Annotated in this window: 14 protein-coding genes; 5 read left to right on the top strand and 9 right to left on the bottom strand. The window is 42.9% G+C overall.

Annotated elements, in window-relative coordinates; genetic code table 11:
• Position 1: 1 nt before the first annotated feature.
• Genes qoxC through qoxA form a run of 3 tightly spaced genes read right to left on the bottom strand, consistent with a single transcriptional unit; the run spans position 2 to position 3,699 of the window.
• Positions 2 to 613 carry a cytochrome aa3 quinol oxidase subunit III gene (gene qoxC / locus HPK16_RS15475; RefSeq protein WP_181677807.1) on the bottom strand — a complete coding sequence of 204 codons (612 nt, stop codon included), beginning with the start codon at positions 611 to 613 and terminating at the stop codon, positions 2 to 4.
• Complete coding sequence (gene qoxB / locus HPK16_RS15470; protein WP_181677806.1) at positions 601 to 2,580, bottom strand: cytochrome aa3 quinol oxidase subunit I; 1,980 nt, start codon at positions 2,578 to 2,580, stop codon at positions 601 to 603. Before qoxB ends, qoxC begins: the two co-directional genes overlap by 13 nt.
• Positions 2,581 to 2,598: 18 nt before the next feature.
• The gene (gene qoxA / locus HPK16_RS15465; protein ID WP_181677805.1) at positions 2,599 to 3,699 is read right to left on the bottom strand and encodes a cytochrome aa3 quinol oxidase subunit II; all 1,101 of its coding nucleotides are present in this window, start codon (positions 3,697 to 3,699) and stop codon (positions 2,599 to 2,601) included.
• A gap of 583 nt (positions 3,700 to 4,282) precedes the next feature.
• Here qoxA and HPK16_RS15460 point away from each other — a divergent pair.
• The 4 genes from HPK16_RS15460 (at position 4,283) to aldA (ending at position 8,239) form a co-directional block, all read left to right on the top strand.
• Positions 4,283 to 4,891 (top strand): lytic polysaccharide monooxygenase, encoded by a 609-nt coding sequence (locus HPK16_RS15460; RefSeq protein ID WP_181677804.1) that lies wholly within the window; start codon positions 4,283 to 4,285, stop codon positions 4,889 to 4,891.
• 175 nt (positions 4,892 to 5,066) lie between these two features.
• Positions 5,067 to 5,885 (top strand): hypothetical protein, encoded by an 819-nt coding sequence (locus tag HPK16_RS15455; RefSeq protein ID WP_181677803.1) that lies wholly within the window; start codon positions 5,067 to 5,069, stop codon positions 5,883 to 5,885.
• Complete coding sequence (locus HPK16_RS15450) at positions 5,878 to 6,717, top strand: DUF3307 domain-containing protein (protein WP_181677802.1); 840 nt, start codon at positions 5,878 to 5,880, stop codon at positions 6,715 to 6,717. The genes HPK16_RS15455 and HPK16_RS15450 overlap by 8 nt, the downstream gene beginning before the upstream one ends.
• A gap of 76 nt (positions 6,718 to 6,793) precedes the next feature.
• Complete coding sequence (gene aldA / locus HPK16_RS15445; RefSeq protein ID WP_181677801.1) at positions 6,794 to 8,239, top strand: aldehyde dehydrogenase; 1,446 nt, start codon at positions 6,794 to 6,796, stop codon at positions 8,237 to 8,239.
• 56 nt (positions 8,240 to 8,295) lie between these two features.
• On the opposite strand, the gene HPK16_RS15440 is transcribed toward aldA, so the two are convergent.
• Positions 8,296 to 8,715: an effector binding domain-containing protein gene (locus tag HPK16_RS15440; protein ID WP_181677800.1), complete on the bottom strand. Its 420-nt coding sequence runs from the start codon at positions 8,713 to 8,715 to the stop codon at positions 8,296 to 8,298.
• Between the two features lie 103 nt (positions 8,716 to 8,818).
• On the opposite strand from HPK16_RS15440, the gene HPK16_RS15435 reads away from it, so the two are divergent.
• A complete protein-coding gene (locus tag HPK16_RS15435) occupies positions 8,819 to 9,739 on the top strand; it encodes a helix-turn-helix transcriptional regulator (protein WP_181677799.1) in 921 nt (306 codons plus the stop codon).
• 4 nt (positions 9,740 to 9,743) lie between these two features.
• Here the strand turns inward: HPK16_RS15435 and HPK16_RS15430 are convergent, their stop codons facing one another.
• From HPK16_RS15430 to HPK16_RS15410, 5 genes are all read right to left on the bottom strand, one after another.
• On the bottom strand, positions 9,744 to 10,478 hold the full coding sequence (locus HPK16_RS15430) for a class I SAM-dependent methyltransferase (RefSeq protein ID WP_181677798.1): 735 nt from the start codon (positions 10,476 to 10,478) through the stop codon (positions 9,744 to 9,746).
• 303 nt (positions 10,479 to 10,781) lie between these two features.
• On the bottom strand, positions 10,782 to 13,067 hold the full coding sequence (locus HPK16_RS15425) for a glycosyl hydrolase family 18 protein (protein ID WP_181677797.1): 2,286 nt from the start codon (positions 13,065 to 13,067) through the stop codon (positions 10,782 to 10,784).
• A 468-nt stretch (positions 13,068 to 13,535) separates the two neighbouring features.
• Entirely contained in the window at positions 13,536 to 15,038 is a 1,503-nt protein-coding gene (xylB, locus tag HPK16_RS15420; protein ID WP_181677796.1) for a xylulokinase, read from the bottom strand.
• Positions 15,039 to 15,056: 18 nt separating this feature from the next.
• Positions 15,057 to 16,370, bottom strand: coding sequence for a xylose isomerase (gene xylA, locus HPK16_RS15415; protein ID WP_181677795.1), 1,314 nt, complete (start codon positions 16,368 to 16,370; stop codon positions 15,057 to 15,059).
• 517 nt (positions 16,371 to 16,887) lie between these two features.
• Positions 16,888 to 17,578 (bottom strand): hypothetical protein (locus HPK16_RS15410; protein WP_220132370.1); only part of this gene is annotated, 691 nt, incomplete at its 5' end.

Genomic DNA, 17,578 nt, shown 5'->3' with positions numbered 1-17,578 from the left:
ATTAATTCACCATCCCTAACAGATAGACACCTGTGAAGATGAAAATCCACACAACGTCTAGGAAATGCCAATAAAGGCTTGAAATGAATACTTTTGATGCTGCTTGAGCTGTTAGACCACGCATTTTTATTTGAATTAAGATAAACGTAATCCAGAATAAACCAATCGTTACGTGGAGACCATGGGTTCCCAGTAAAACGAAGAACGCGGACCAGTAAGAGCCAACTTTTAGCGTAACGCCTTCCATCACATAATGCGTAAACTCATAAATCTCAAAGCCTACGAATCCTGCACCAAGAAGTAGCGTAATGATGGAATAAATCATCATGTTCTTGACGTTACCTTTGCGCATCTCACCAATAGAAAGACCACACGTAAAACTACTTGTTAAAAGTAGGAATGTCATGATTAGAACGAGCGGTAACTCGAACATCTCGGACGGTGGGTGACCCGCGTTGGAGCCACCACTATACATTACAAAATATGTTGCGAACAATGTTCCGAATAACGCAATCTCGGCGCCTAGGAAAATCCAGAAGCCTAGAATGTTTAAACTACCTTGTTCCGATTGATATTCTAACGGAAGGCTGGAATTTTCTCTTATAGGTTCCATGGGTTACCCTCCTTTATGCCAGTTTTAAATTCACGTGCTGCTTGTTCTTCTGTCGCGACAATCTCAGCAACTTCAACATGATAACCATCGTCTTTCTTGAACGAACGATATGCCATACACGCGAGCATGCCTAGACCGCCAAGAATACCTAACCAGTACCAATAAAATACTAGTCCAAATCCGGCAACAAACAAGCACACAGACATCATAAAGCCAAGTAATGTATTGCTTGGCATATGGATATGTTTGTAGTCTTTACCGTCATCATACGTTTCACCGCGTTGTTTTTTCTCCCAGAAATCGTCAAGATCGTTCCATTCTGGTAATTTAGCGAAATTATATTTTGGTGGTACGGCAGAAGAGGTTGCCCACTCAAGCGTACGTGCATCCCATGGATCACCAGTTGTTTCGCGTTTAGAGTTTTTATGACTGTAGATAATATTCCAACAAAGAATTAAGAATGCGGCACCCATCAAGAATGCGCCTACTGTTGAAATAAAGTTAAGTGTAGTCCAGCCGTCGCCTTCAACATATGTGCTGATACGACGTGGCATACCATCAAGTCCTAGGAAATATTGCGGGAAGAAACATACGTTAAATCCAATCACAAATACCCAGAAGAACCACTTACCAATTTTTTCATTCAAACGATAACCAATAATCTTCGGATACCAGTAAATCAAACCTGCGAAACAGGAGAATACGGTTCCGGCGATTAAAACGTAATGGAAATGCGATACTAGGAAATATGTGTTGTGATATTGATAATCGGCTGCTGCCATCGCGAGCATAACCCCTGTAACCCCACCAATAACAAAGTTCGGTATGAAAGCCAGTGACCAAAGCATCGGTGTGGTGAAGGATATTCGCCCTTTGTACATGGTAAAGAGCCAGTTGAATATCTTGATCCCGGTCGGTATCGCAATCATCATCGTCGTAATTGAGAAGAATGAGTTAACTGCTGCTCCGGATCCCATTGTGAAGAAGTGATGGACCCAAACTAGGAAACTTAGCAAGGAAATCACGACAACTGCCGCGACCATCGCTGGATAACCAAATAGTTTTTTCTTCGAGAAGGTTGAGATAACCTCGGAGAATATACCGAATGCTGGCAAAATAACGATATATACTTCCGGATGTCCCCAAACCCAGAACAGGTTGGCCCACATCATCGGAATTCCGCCATTTGCAAGCGTGAAGAATGCCGTCCCGAATAGGCGGTCAAACGTCATAAGAGCTAGCGCCACAGTAAGTACTGGGAACGCAAATACAATAATTAAACAAGTGATCAGCGATGTCCACGTGAACATCGGCATTTTCATCAGAGTCATGCCTTTCGTTCGCATACGCAGAATCGTGACCATGAAGTTGATCCCGGTCATCAGTGTACCAATACCGGCGATCTGAACCCCGAGTAAGTAGAAGTTAATTCCATAACCTGGACTAAATTCCTCGGCGAGCGGTGCATAGTTAGTCCAACCAGCTGCTGGGCTACCACCAATTACGAAGGAAATATTGAACAACATTGCCCCCATAAAGAATGTCCAGAAACTCAAGTTGTTCAAGAATGGGAATGCCACATCACGCGCGCCAATTTGAAGCGGTACCGCGATGTTCATTAATCCAATAACGAACGGCATGGCCATAAATAAAATCATAATTGTTCCATGTGTTGTAAATACCTCATTGTAATGTTGCGCGTCAAGAAATTCCATTCCTGGCATCGCAAGCTGAGTACGCATCATAAGGGCGTCTACTCCACCACGGAAAAACATTAAAACTGCGGCTAAAAGATACATAATTCCAAGTCGTTTATGATCAACGGTTGCAATCCATTCTGTGAATAGCCATTTCCACTTCTTTGTATAAGTTAGTAACACGACGATACCAATGCTGACAAGAGCGATCGAAATTTGGGCTCCTAAAATCAGCGGGTCGCCGGTGATGATAAATTCATCTAAACTCATGTTGAAATACCCCCCTTTTTAGTGTCCCGATTGATCGTGATCTGTTGCTTCATCGGTTTTGATTTTGTCACCAATTTTTTTCATTTCTTCATCGTAATGCTTGTCTTTCTTGTAACCAGTGCCATTTGGAATAATCATTGGTTCCATATCCATTTGCTCAAAACGCGGGTTCGTAATTGTAACCGGACGTGCTGGCAAAATCGGCTTTGTCGTTCTTGTATCTTTTGCATTTGGATCATGTGGATTTGTTAGTTCAAAGCCGAAACGTTTATACGCATAGAAAACGTATTCTGGATCTGCGGCTGGATCAACAAACGCCATATGTGTGCCTGCATAAGATTGTGGTTTCACATTGCCTGGTAATAATAATTTATCATAGCGGTCTTGTGATAAAGTCGGCGAATCAGCTTTCGTTTTCAACGCCCATTTTTCGAAATCAGCTGGTTTTTGTGCGACAACATCAAATACTTGTCCGGCAAAACCTTCTCCGTTAAAGTTCGAGTTACGGCCTTTAAACGTGCCTGTTTCGTCAGCTTGCAAGTATAAATCCATCGTCATACCACTCATCGCGTACTTCTGTCCACCAAGTTGTGGCACCCAGAAACTCGTCATCGAGTCTGCCGCGGTAAGCTTGAATAATACCGGTCGATCAGTTGGAATATGTACATAGTTTACAGTTTCAATCGACTGATCTGGATAACTAAAGAACCATTTCCAGTTTGCGCTAGTCGCATAAATAACAATTGGATCCTTGTGTGAAGTAACCTCTGGCGCTTTTTCGTTCGCGTAAATCGTTTGCACTGTTGGAATAGCTAATGCAATAACGATCGCAACCGGAATCAACGTCCATAAAATTTCTAATTTCGTACTACCGTGCATGTTTGGTTCGTAGTTGGAATGATCTTTTCTCTCGCGGTATTTCGTAATCATAATAACGAATAACACGAAGATCGTGAGTACAATGATAAGCATGAAAATAATCGAATAAATGATTAGATCGCTTTGACTTTGCGCTACTGGACCTTTTGGATCTAGTACCGTCAAATCACCACAGCCGCTAAGAAGTCCAACAAAGACTAGCGAGACTGTAAGTAGCAATGACTTGAGCATTTTTGACACCCGAATCCCCTTCTTTCCTTTTGATGTTTTGTTGCTGTGTATTTTTGCGCAAAAATACAACGCCGCTCTCTGATTTCCCGACCAAAGAGCCTCCCCTAATTGATAATATAATGAAATATGGCCAACTAGATTGTGTAGATTTCTCACAATATCACAAACTTTTGATTCGTGAAATTATGAATTTGAAACTGCATGTGCATACTCGTATACTATTATAGCTTATTTGATATCTATATTCAAAGCATCAAGACAAGTTATTTTTTTCACAAACTTAAACGTTACTATTTGAGCATATATGTCTTTTAAAAATAATTCGTTACTAATAATACTTCTTGTTTACAACTTGAGTAATAGGCTCATTTTGATTTTTATGGTTTGTTACAAATAGAACCAAATTACCTAGTCTGTTTGTTCGAAAAAGCGCTTTCTTGACAAGCGGTCGGCACTTTCTATCTACTCTTTCAAACGGTAATTGGTCTAGTCCATGTGTACATTGCTTCATTTTCACAATATCGGGATTACGTTCTAACACAAGGGGTAAACAAGATATCGAAACATATATAAAAATAGAGGAGTGTTAGTATTGAAAAAGTTTTTAGGGAAATCAGTTTTATTTTTGGTAGCGTTCGCATTGTTGTTCGCGACTTTTGCGCCGGGAGCATCTGCGCATGGTTACATTTCAAAACCAGAAAGTCGGGCGTATTTGGCTAAATTGGGAATTAATCAAAATGCTGGTGCGATTCAATGGGAGCCGCAAAGTGTTGAAGCGACGGGAAACTTCCCACTTGGTGGACCTTCTGATGGTACTATCGCAGGCGGAGGTAAATTCCCCGAAATGGACGTGCAAACTCCTGATCGTTGGCACCACGTGGACCTTTTAGGTGGACAAAATAATTTCACTTGGACGCTCACTGCGCTTCATAGAACAAAAGAATACAAATATTACATTACGAAAAAAGGCTGGAATCCGAATAGCCCTCTAACTCGCGGTGATTTGGAGCTATTGACTACGATTGATGCGCATAATGAAGTTCCTACTTCTACCACTGTGAATCATCAAGTGCCGCTTCCAACTGACCGCAACGGCTACTATGTCGTTCTTGGCGTTTGGGAAATCGCGGACACTGGAAACGCATTTTATCAAGCCGTTGACGTTAATTTGATTAACAATGGTACAATGACGTTAAAATAAGCGATAGAACGAAGCCTCAAATTCGAGGGTAGTAATGCTTGGCAGAGTTTCTGCTAGCCGCTATTCTTCTGATTTGAGGCTTTTTTGTGTACAGCTTTTTGGGAAAATATATAGTAATGACTATATAAACATGCTAATATATAGTTATTACTATATAAAAGGAGGACTTCTTTCAATGAAATCGCTAAAACTCGAAGCTATTTATATGTATATTGATATCAGTAGTAGCCGGCACGTTTTTTCTACTTTACATGATGGCACAAAAATCCTCACCTACCTCGCCGATTCTATCAATAATGCCTATCAGGAGCACCTTTTGACACCCTTTACCATTAAAGATGGTGACGCAATCGTTGGCGGCGTCGCCGATTTCCAACTATTACCTGAGATTTATAATCACTGTCTAACGATTTATTATTCTCCAGAGTTTAAAAACCGCTTCAGTAGCATACCTGTCGTCGCGGATGAAGCGCTGAATTTTTATTTTGGAGCTGGAATTGGTCATATTGACACCTCGTCTGACGAAGCTTTGCGCAATATTAATATCGTCAATGGGAGTAGTATTATCAACGCGATTGAAGCTTCGGAAAAGGCAAAAACAATCGTGAAATCCCAGCATAATCAAAAACGTAGCGCGCTCCACAATGGAGAGGACTATTTTTTTGATAAGCAGCCCTTTAAATTCTACTGCATCGCGGAGACAAAATCGTTCGGTAACGCAGTGAACGCGATGTTCTTCCTAGCTTTTGAGAAGTTGATTAAAAGTGATAAACAACGCGATCTTTTTCGTATTAAAGATAATCATCCTGACTTTAGCAATATCGAAATTGGCACAGAACTTGGGTATGGCACGCTTAGTAAGGCCGATATTTCTTCCCGCGTTAGTGTCTTGATTGCGAACTCCGATTATTTTCTTTATAAAAAAGTGCGCTTGGATATCGTGGCATTTTTAGCCGATTTGCAGAAAATGTCGGGAGGTACGACTCATGGTTAACCTCCTACTTCCATTACTTCTAGCCCATTTTCTAGCGGATTTCGTACTGCAAACTGATAAAATGGTCTGCATCAAAAAAGAACGCTTTTCCTATCATAAAATGCAGATATTGGGATGGCATGTTTTCGTGCACTTTTCCCTGTATTTCGTCGCGATTCTTGTGTATTATTGTTGGTTTGATGATACAACTAGTTTTTGGATACTATTAGCGATGATTTCAGGCATCACAATCCTTCATTTTATCGTCGATTTAGCCAAGTCCCCAGCGGAAAAACTATTTCGTGATACCCAAATCGTTCATCTATTCAGCTACATTTTCGATCAAATTTTGCATATTGTCGTGATTTATTTGGGTGTCTGGCTTGTCTTCGGTGGGCAGAGCTTCTTGCTTCCCTCAGAACTCGGCGTCTATCCAAAATTCTGCGCACTAGCATCGCTTGTCATAATCATTGTCTATTTCGTCGGTTATCTGATTCCTTACATACTCGGAGTCCTGATGCCCGGATTCAACATGGAAAAGAAATCGATATCGGTCACAAAACAAGACGGAAAAATTATTTTGACGAAAAATCAGGATGTCCCTGCTGTTTCTAATAAAGAGTTGAAAGCCGGACGCTACATTGGTGGTCTGGAACGCTTACTGCTACTCATTTTTATGGTATTACAAATTTATTCGGCCATTCCAATCATCATCGCCTTGAAAACATTAGCGCGCTTCAAAGAACTGGAAAACAACCGAGCTTTTGCGGAATATTATTTGATTGGCAACTTCCTGAGCATGATATTCGGTGTGTTAACCTCCCTTCTTTTCATTTATATCCTTCACTTGTAAGCGTTATATTTGCTTGTTTATGTTTGTTTCTTTATAATAATACACAAGAAACAACATAAAACAAGGAGGAAATCACATGAATCAACATAAAATGTATATCAATGGGGAATTTGTTTTATCTAGCGATGGAGCGTTTTTGGATGTCATCAATCCATCTACTGAGGAAGTTATCTCACAAGTACCGAAAGCAACAAAAGCCGATGCAACACGAGCGATCGATGCTGCCGAAGATGCGCAAATCGCGTGGGAAGCTTTGCCTGCTGTAGAACGTGGCGTTTATCTACATAAAATCGCTGCAAAAATTCGCGAACAAGTACCAGAAATCGCCAAGCTTATTTCCGAAGAAGTCGGTAAAACATTGGCTTTATCTGAGGTTGAGGTAAATTTCACCGCTGATTACTTAGATTATATGGCGGAATGGGCGCGTAGATATGAAGGCGAAATTTTGCAAAGTGATCGGCCAAATGAACATATTTTTGTATTCAAGAAAGCCATCGGAGTCACGACTGGCATTTTGCCATGGAACTTCCCGTTCTTCTTAATCGCTCGAAAAATGGCTCCAGCACTCATTACCGGGAATACAATCGTAGTAAAACCAAGTGCGGAATCGCCAAATAATGCGGTTGCTTTCACGAAAATCGTGGACCAAATCGGCTTACCAAAAGGCGTTTACAACATGATAACCGGGCGCGGCGGGGAAATTGGTGATGAGTTGGCAGGAAATCCGAAAGTTGGCCTAGTTTCCTTGACCGGGAGTGAACCAGCTGGCCAAAAAGTGATGCAAGCAGCGAGTGAGAATATCACGAAAGTTAACTTGGAACTCGGCGGAAAAGCACCGGCTATCGTTCTGAATGACGCCGATTTAGATTTAGCCGTCAAAGCAATTGTTGATTCTCGCGTCATTAACAGCGGCCAAGTCTGCAACTGTGTCGAGCGTATTTACGTACAAGAAGACGTGAAAGATGCCTTCACTGAAAAATTCGTGAAAGCAATGGAAGCCGTCCAATATGGCGATCCACTAGCATCTGGCGACCTTGATATGGGACCTCTCGTGAATAAGAGCGCCCAACAATCCGTCCAAGCGAAAGTTGATCGTGCCGTTGCGCAAGGTGCGAAAGTCTTGACTGGTGGGAAAGCCGTCGAAGGAACCGGATTCTTCTTCCAACCAACTGTCATTGCGGACGCGACTAACGACATGGAAATCATGCATGACGAAGTATTTGGCCCAGTCGCACCGATTGGGACATTCAAAACGCTAGACGAAGCCATCAAACTAGCCAACGATTGCGATTACGGCTTAACTTCTTCGGTTTATACAGCGAATCTAGACCGCGCGATGAAAGTGATTCGTCAACTGAAATTCGGTGAAACATATGTAAACCGCGAGAATTTTGAGGCGATGCAAGGCTTCCACGCCGGCTTCCGCAAATCAGGAATCGGTGGCGCTGACGGAAAACACGGCCTCGAAGAATACCTGCAAACACATGTCGTGTACTTACAATTCGACCAAAACGTTCAATAAAAAATAGAGCCCTTCGCAAAGCATGATAGTTATGCTTTGCGAAGGGCTCTATTTGTTTATTTATCCATTATTGGGATATAAATCGTGAAATCTGCTTCTCTTAAATCTTCCAAATTAAATGTTCCTGCCACAGTAACCGTGTCACTTTGCATAACTTCACCGTATGATTGGCCGATAAAACCATCAATCGCCGTACGTTCCTTTGCTTGTGTCACAAATTTGGCGTATTTACCTTCTGTGATTTCGAATGATGTATCACCATTATCCGCGCCTGATTTAGCCACCAAGTATGTTTGTACCCCGTCAATATTCGCATTAATACCCACAAAGTCCGTCGCTGTTTTTGCAAACTCTGCTATAGCGGCTTCTTTTATTTCGCTCATCACAACAAAACCTTTTTGCGGATCAAATGCAGGAATTTCAACTCTGCTTCCAGAAAAAATTTCTTTGTTTAATTGTACGATTTCAAATGACATATTGTTTCCCTCCAAAAGTTACTGTAAATTTGTTATGATGTAACTATATCACGCGAATGTTGACAGCTGTATGTCATCATTTGGATTTTAAGGAGAAAATAAAATGAAAATTGAGCGACTCATCGGAATCATCATGTTACTACTCCAACGCGAACTTGTCAGTGCTGCAGAAATGGCGTCGATGTTCGAGGTGACGAAACGGACGATTTATCGTGATGTAGACACACTTTCTATGGCGAATATCCCCGTTTATACAATGCCTGGTGTGAAGGGTGGAATTGGAATTATGCCGACCTATAAAGTGGATAAAAAACTCCTAACCGTCGAAGATTTAACCGCAATTATCACTGGTTTAAGCGGCTTTGAACAGCTGTTATCCTCCGCTGATATTAAAAAGACACTGCAAAAAATGAAAAATATGCTTGGTCACGAAAACGAGCTTCCTGCTAGTTCCATTTCGCTTGATTTTTCGAATTTGGCGATGAAACAAGAATTTAATGAAAACGTCGAACGTCTACATTTGGCCATTAAGAAGCAGCAGTTTGTCGCGCTAACATACATTGACCGCGATGGAAATCAGACCATACGAAGAGTCGAGCCTTACCATTTACTTTTTCGCAATCGGTCTTGGTATTTGCAAGGGTACAGCTTAGAGCGCCAAGACTTTCGCACGTTCAAACTATCGCGGGTTATCGAGTTGGAAGTAGCCGCCGAAACGTTTGAAGCTCGCCCATTCATCTTGAAACCGTTCCGCGCATCGACAACAACGACGCCGTTTCAGATGAAGGAAGCGCGTCTCATTATCGATAAAATAGCCCGCGAACAAATCGCCCTACGCTTCGGAGTAACGACGATTGAACCGCTAGACGAGTCCTATTTTTCAGCAAAAGTGACACTGCCAAATCACGAAGTTGGCTACCGATTTCTGCTGAATCTTGGCACACATGTCACCGTCTGCAAACCTGGAGAATTCTATGATGGATTCGTCGCATATTTGCAGGAAATTCAATGCAAGTACGACTAACATGCTATTTTTTCCGCGCCGAAACGAGTAGCATCATCGGTCGGCGTAACTCATCTGGCATATCCGGATGACTCGCCAACATCGTCGCATCAGGCTCAGGCTCCACCAATTTCACCAACTCAAAACCAGATTCAAGCAACGAATTCACATAAGTCGTCACCGTTTTGTGGTATTTCGTGACATCTTCACCAAGGAAATTCGCCGTCCGAAGCCCTTCCGTGAAATACTTGTCTACCGGCCAATGCAGCTTGTTTCCAGCCTCGTCATAATACCAATCTTGCGTGCCTTGCGCGGTAAACACAGGATGTTCCACAGAAAATACAAACACCCCACCCGGCGCCAAAACCTGATTCACTTTCTCGCAAACTGCTTGGAACGACTCGATGTAATGCAACGCCAGCGAACTAATTACCACGTCAAAATTCGCAGCAGGAAAGTCAATATCCTCCAACGCCGCCTGAATATACGTAATTTGAGCCGAATCCGTTTTTCGGCGTGCTTCAGCGAGCATATTTTCCGAAATATCCACGCCAACCGCTGACTCTGCGCCATTTTCGACAGCATAAAGACAATGCCACCCAAAACCACATCCGAGATCCAGCACCCGTTTGCCCGTGAAATCCGGCATCATTTTCTGAAACTCATGCCATTCCCCTGCACCCTTCAAGCCTTCCACCGAGCGAGTCATCTTACTATACTGCTCAAAAAAAGCAGGATTATCATATTTATTTTCTTTCATCACGCACACCTCTTTCATTTATGTACACAGTATAACAAAAAATATCGCGGTTAGCAGTTTATCCCTCAAGTAGCGCCAGATATTTTTTCGCTTCCCCGTTAACATCCACAATCAAGACATCACCCCGCGATTTCATTGTTTTCCTGACATCCGAACAGTGAAAAAAGTGATAGTATCATGATAACTACAACTAATTTTATCATAGCCCACCTCTCCTATTTATAAAATTTTTCAGGTCAAAAAAGCACGGATGCTACACTTTTTGAGTCGTTGTAACATCCGTGCCTCTTCTCATTTCTTCATTTATCGTCTTCTCAAATAAAATACCGTTGTTCCTGCAAGCATACTCCCAAACAGAACTAAGCCAATCGGGAAACTATCCCCAGTTTGCGGCAAGCTACCCGTTGTTTCTGATTTCACTGGTGTTTTCGTGCCTGTATTTCCAACTGGACTAGCAATTGGTGCTTTATTTGGAACCTTATTCGGATCTTTATTCACCGGTATTTTCGCTATCACTTTGTTACTATCAGCCGAGATGTTCCCCGCTGCATCGAACGCTTGGACAGTATAGTTATACGACTGGCCGGACACAACATTTTTATCTGTGTACGTTGGTTTGGTCACCGTTGCAATTTCCTTGCCATCGCGGTAAACTTTGTAGCCCGTCACCGCAACGTTATCCTTAGAAGCATCCCAATTCAGAACCACTCCGTCACTCGTCACTCTCGTCACGCGCAAATTACCTGGTACACTTGGCGCGGTGATATCCTCGACTTTCGGCGGGACTTCTGTACCTTCATAAACTAGCTGCTGACCGAGTTCCTGCCCCGACGCTGTCATCCGCTGCGCCAGCGTGATCGTTTTCAAATCTGTAGGCGCAACATTCGATTTCAAGCGGAAAGTATAGCTCTCGCCTTGCGAAATAAGTCGCGCATCAGAAGAAGCTAAATCCACGATCGTATAGCCATTTTCCGATTTCACAATACCAGCCTTATCATCCGCTGCAATCAACTTTTCCCCGTCGCGAATTGGAATGTAAAGTCTCGGTAGCTTAATCGTTTCCGCGGCCATCTCCGTAGCTTTCAACACATCACTCGTCTCGTTCGCCACTTCTTTATTCACAATCGTAATTTCATAACCCGTACCATCATTCGTGTAAGGCTTCACTGTCACATCAACTGCCAGATTCCAATACGGCAACACGTTTCCAACCAATTTTCCCGTTCCGAACATCCCATTTTTAATCGCTGTAGTCAGTTCATCACGTTTCGTCGAAGTTGTCGGCTTATCCTGCGACTGCATCCACGAAATCATCCCACCTAAATTATTAGCCTTCACATAGTTCGCCTTAGCTGCCAGCGAGCGCGCATTATCGTATGTGAAAAATGCACCCGTTTCCCGACTATACATATATGGCGCCTTCGCAACGTCATCCCAGTACTCCGTCAAGCCCGGCGTCATCGCTTTCAACGTATCCAGACTGCGATACGCCCAAATTCCGCCTGCCACGCCGCCATCACCAGCAACGAGCGGCTTCTCATTATTCGCACCATTACTCGTGGAACCGTCCGCATTTTTATTCGTGCGCTCCGCTGGCTGAAATAGGCCCGGCTTACTCGCATCCGCCCCTTCCGCAACCGTATTCCATCCACGCGTATAGAACGCTGCACCAACAACAATTTTCTCCGAAGGCACACCCTTACCCTTCAAATATTTCGCCACGCTATCAATCGATAACCCATAATGCGCATACGGATCACTAGGATTGTCATAAAGCGCCGTCTGATGCCCCGTCACACCGTCCCAAGAACCATGCATATCATACGTCATCATATTCCCGAAATCAACAATCTCAAAAACCTTCTCCACATCGATCCCCTGACTCATCGTCCATTGGGAAGCCGGCAAAGCCACCGACAACTCATATTTCTGATTCAACTCCTTGCCCTGCGCATCGAGCCCCGTCCGCAAATCCTGCAAAAGTTTCACATAGTTCTCCTTATCCGCAGGCCCAGCATTCGGCGTCCCCTCATCCTCTTTACTATCCAACAAATCCCCATCCCGCGGCGAATTCGGATACTCCCAATCCACATCCACGAAATTCATATTCGTATATTTCACAAACTTCAACACATTCTTCACAAAATTCGCACGCGATGCATCATTAGCCGCCATCACCGAAAAGTCACCAGATTTCGTCCAACCACCTAATGAAACACCAATTTTCAAATTAGGATTTGCCGCTCGTAAGTCCTGTAACGCGTTCAAAATCCCGCCCATCGCAGCCTTCTGCCCAACAGCCGCACTCACCGCCGCATCCTTATCCGTGAATTCCAAATTCCCCGCACTATCAAAATCCATAAACGCAAAATTCAGATGCGTCAACTTGTCCGCCGGAATATCTTTCGGATAAAACTTACCCTCCGACTCCCCAATCGACCAATCCCCATAATACATCACATTCCGATACGGCGATTTCGACTCAGCTGCAGCCACTTTCGGCGCACCCAGTAGCCCTGATAAAACAAGTGATAAACCGAGCAATACTACTACCAAACTCCCAAAAATCCGCTTTGTTCCCTTTTTCATTCTTTTTTCCTCCCACTTTGTTTGTAATTATCCCAAGTAAACACCATTTTTTATGTGGTTAGCCAAAATATAAAACGCTTACATAAACGCGACTAAAATCACATCCCCAATCTTTCCCATCATACCATATCTACACAAAAAATTACATCAAAAAAAGACAAGAGGATGAAACCAAACCTCCGGATACACAAAAATAAGCAAGATATCACGAATCCCTTTTTCTCGGGTAAGACGTGAATCTTGCTTCAAACAAATCGAGCGAAAGCGTTTGTATTCAAGAGGGGTGGTGGAAGCCGGAAGCGGAGCATACTGGTGTATGTGATGACTGAAAGCAGGGAGAGGGTAGTTTCCTCGACCATGCAAGAAGTTAAGCGTAGCAAGTATTGCGTAGCCGAACCGGAAGTCCGCCACCCCCCTTGAATGCGAGCGCTTCTCGCCGATTTATTGAGCTTATGTCCCACACATTCCTCAAACTTCCTGAAGGTCTGTCAACGCACCACAAATATTCTTCGTAGCCGGATAAACCTGCGTATAAATCTCATAAAGTTTCTCGTATTTTTCCACATTTTCCGCTCGAGGTGTGAAAGTCGCGTCCTTATACTGCACAAACACGTCACGGCAAGCCTCAAAATTCTCAAACCAGCCACTTCCAACAGCCGCAAGCATACACGCACCAACGCCCGGCCCCTGTTCCACCTCTAACCGAATCATTTCCGCATTGAAAATATCCGCCTGCATCTGCATCCAATCAGCATTTTTAGCACCGCCGCCAACACTAATTATCTGCTTAAATTTCTTATTTTTAGCATCTTCCATCAATATCTGCGCATCCTTCAGGCTAAACGTAATACCCTCCAGCACCGCGCGCGCAAAATGCTTCAGTTCATGGCGCGTATCAATCCCGACAAAACTACCACGAATTTTCGAATCAATATGCGGCGTCCGCTCACCAACAATATACGGCGTAAACAGCAAGCCCTCACTGCCCGGCGCAACCGTATAGACGTCCGCTAACAACTCCGCAAAACTGAGGCCCTTGCCAAACGTGTTCTTAAACCAATTCAATGAGTTTCCCGCGGCAAGCGTCACGCCCATCGAATAATTAGCGTCCGGAATCACATGATTAAAGAAATGCAGTTTCCCTTCATAATTCGATATCTCCGCCTCAAACGAACTGAAAACACCACTAGTACCCAGCGAAACGAGCGCATAGTCCTCATTCACTGCACCCGCCCCGAGCGCAGCACACGCATTATCCGCGCCACCAGCAAATACCTTCACTTCCCGTTTCAAGCCGAATCGCTTGGCATAACTCGCTTTCACCACACCAACTTGCGTCATCGAGGACACAACATCCGGCAAAATCGCCATATCAATCCCGAACTTCCCGCAAATCTCCGCCGACCAGTCCTGCTTTTTGATATCAAATAACGACGTTCCCGCAGCATCCGAATACTCACAATGCATATTCCCCGTCAAAACGAACGCCAAATAATCCTTTGGCAACATGATTTTCCGGACTTTTTCCCAGACTTCCGGCTTATTCTGCTGCAACCATAAAATTTTCGGCAACGTAAAGCCTTCCAGCACAATGTTTTTCGTAATTTCAATCATCGAATCGCCATACTCCGCCATAATCTGCTCACATTGCTTCGTCGTCCGCACATCATTCCACAAAATCGCCGGATAAACAATCGCATCCTCATCACCAAGCGTCACGAGCGAATGCATCTGCCCAGAAAAGCTGATAGCCTCAAGCTCCGCGTTGAAATCCGCCACTTCAATATTCAGTCTCGTCAACACCTCTTCACAAGCAACCACCCAATATTCCGGATGTTGCTCAGAAAAGCCCGGCGCCGGAGAATCAATCTCATACTCCGCCGACACCTCCGCAATCACTTGCCCCGCCTTATTCATGACGATTCCTTTTAACGAACTCGTTCCAAGATCAATACCTAATACATAGCCCATCAGTCTAAACTCCTTCGCTTAAAATACGTAATCATTCAAAACAGATTTCACATATTCGATATGGCTAGATTCCAGTTCAATCGTGTCACCATGTTTATACGCATAGCTAGAAAGCGACTCCAAATCCTCTTTCCCAGCCAAAATGGACTTCCCAATCTCCGTATTCGTCCATTTGCCATAACGCTCAGCAAGCAGATCCGAAATAAACTTGTCCTCGATCAGTTTCGCAGCCACTTTCAGCCCACGAGCAAACGTATCCATCCCCGCGATATGCGCAAGTATCAAGTCCTCCATTGCAAAAGAAGAACGACGAACCTTCGCATCAAAGTTCACACCACCCGGAGCAATACCACCATTTTGCAAAATTTCATACATCGCCAGCGTCACATCCATCACGTTCGTTGGAAACTCATCTGTATCCCAACCAAGCAACATATCCCCTTGGTTCGCGTCAATCGATCCCAACGCCCCGTATTCACGAGCCACACGCAATTCATGCTCAAAAGTATGCCCAGCAAGCGTCGCGTGATTCGCCTCCAAGTTAAGCTTGAAGTCACCCTCTAAACCATAATTTTTAATGAACGCCATCGTTGTCGCTGCATCAAAATCATATTGATGTTTTGACGGCTCTTTCGGCTTCGGCTCAATAAGGAACTGCGGTTTGTGACCAATTTTCTCACCATAAGCAATCGCCATTTTGAATAAACGCGCAATATTATCCTGCTCGAATTTCATATCCGTATTTAAAAGCGTCTCATAACCCTCACGACCGCCCCAGAATACATAATTCGCGCCGCCCAGTTTCTTAGAAATATCCAGACCCTTCTTCACTTGCGCCGCCGCATACGCGAACACTTCCGGATCATTTGTCGAACCCGCACCATTATTAAAACGCGGATGAGAGAACATATTCGCCGTATTCCAAAGCAATTTGATCCCAGTCTGATCCATTTTCACTTTAATCAGATCCGTGATTTCATCCAAATTATTCATAAACTCCTCAATCGAATTACCAGCCGGAGCCACATCGATATCGTGGAAACAGAAATAATCCACACCCAGTTTTTCAAGGATTTCAAAAAACGCCTCGACACGATTCTTAGCCGTATCCATCTCCGTTTCGCCGATCCAAGTACGCTCATTCGTCGGCATTCCAAACGGATCACTACCATCTTGAGTCATTGTGTGCCAATACGCCACAGCAAAACGCAGATGCTCCTTCATCGGTTTTCCTAGTACAACCTCGTCCGCCTTATAATGACGAAACGCAAACCGATTTTTCGTTCCCTTACCTTCAAATTGAATCTTCTCTACTTGTGGAAAATAACTCATAATATATAGCCTCCTCATGAATTTAGCACCTTATTTTAAATTGGTTGGTGCATCGAACTAACTATATAAGCATCATACCTTTTTTGAGTTCATTTGTAAAGCGGTTTCATTTGGTTTTTTCGTAAATAAAAACTACGGGCGGGTTGGCTCGTAGTTTTGGTGTGTGTGCATTCATAAGGAAGAATATCATCTTTTATCGAATATCACTTAATACTGCTATAGAATATGTTATGTGCTATTCAAAAAGCCGAAAGAAAAAAAAGAAAGGGTAAAAAGTCATTTTCTCTCACTCGCCCAACGTCTCGCATCGTTTTATCCAATCTAGCACAAGACCATTGTGTTAGATTCGTTTTCTATTTTTTAGTATCACACAATGTCATTGTGTGATACTGGTGAAAAAATTAAATTATAATCCATCCACATCCATTGCAAAACTTTCTTAACAATCTCGATTAATATATATATATAACTAACAAAAAAATATTTTCCTAATTCTGTGTACCCTTTTCAATAAATTTCATTCCTTCTCATCTAGCATTCTATTTTCAAAAATTGCATTTCTCAACGGTACTGATTCTATACCTTCTGAAGAGATACTTTGAAGCTTATCAAATTTTTTTGATGAAGCATCAATTATTAAAGCTAGTTGTATGTCATTATTCTCTATCAGTTTATTATTTTCTATAATTGAAACAACAATGTCCTGTATTTTCCACCTGTCGCAATCAGCAGCCAATTCCCATAAAATCTCCATACATATCAATTGTATCTTCTTTTTACTGTGGTCTGTTGCTGAGTTGAATATTACATGTACAAAATACCCCATCGACTCCATTTTGTTAAATGGCCATCCCACACTCCCTAAACAATCCTCCATTTTATTTTTAAACTCACTCATAAAAGCCTCAATTTTTTCTTCTGATAAATATTGAAATAGCATATTTGCGTTTCTTCCGTCACTGAATATCTTTATTAATGGATCAATATAGTCATAATACACGTGACTTTTCAATTTCCCCTCCATAGTACAGTGAAAAATCCCATTAATAAAGCTTTCATTTGATCCCACTTCATCTTTATGTGGATAGGTTATACTAAACTGGACAGAAAAAATAAGGTGTGTACAATAAAAGAAAAGCACACTGGAGGAATAGAGGATGACAAAAAGAGCAAAACGAACGTTTACACCGGAATTTAAGAAGCAAATG

Origin of the sequence: Paenilisteria rustica (genome assembly GCF_013820765.1) — a bacterium.
Taxonomy (GTDB): Bacteria; Bacillota; Bacilli; order Lactobacillales; family Listeriaceae; genus Listeria_A; species Listeria_A rustica.
Note: the sequence above shows the minus strand (reverse complement) of the source record. Positions and strands in the feature narration are given on the sequence as shown.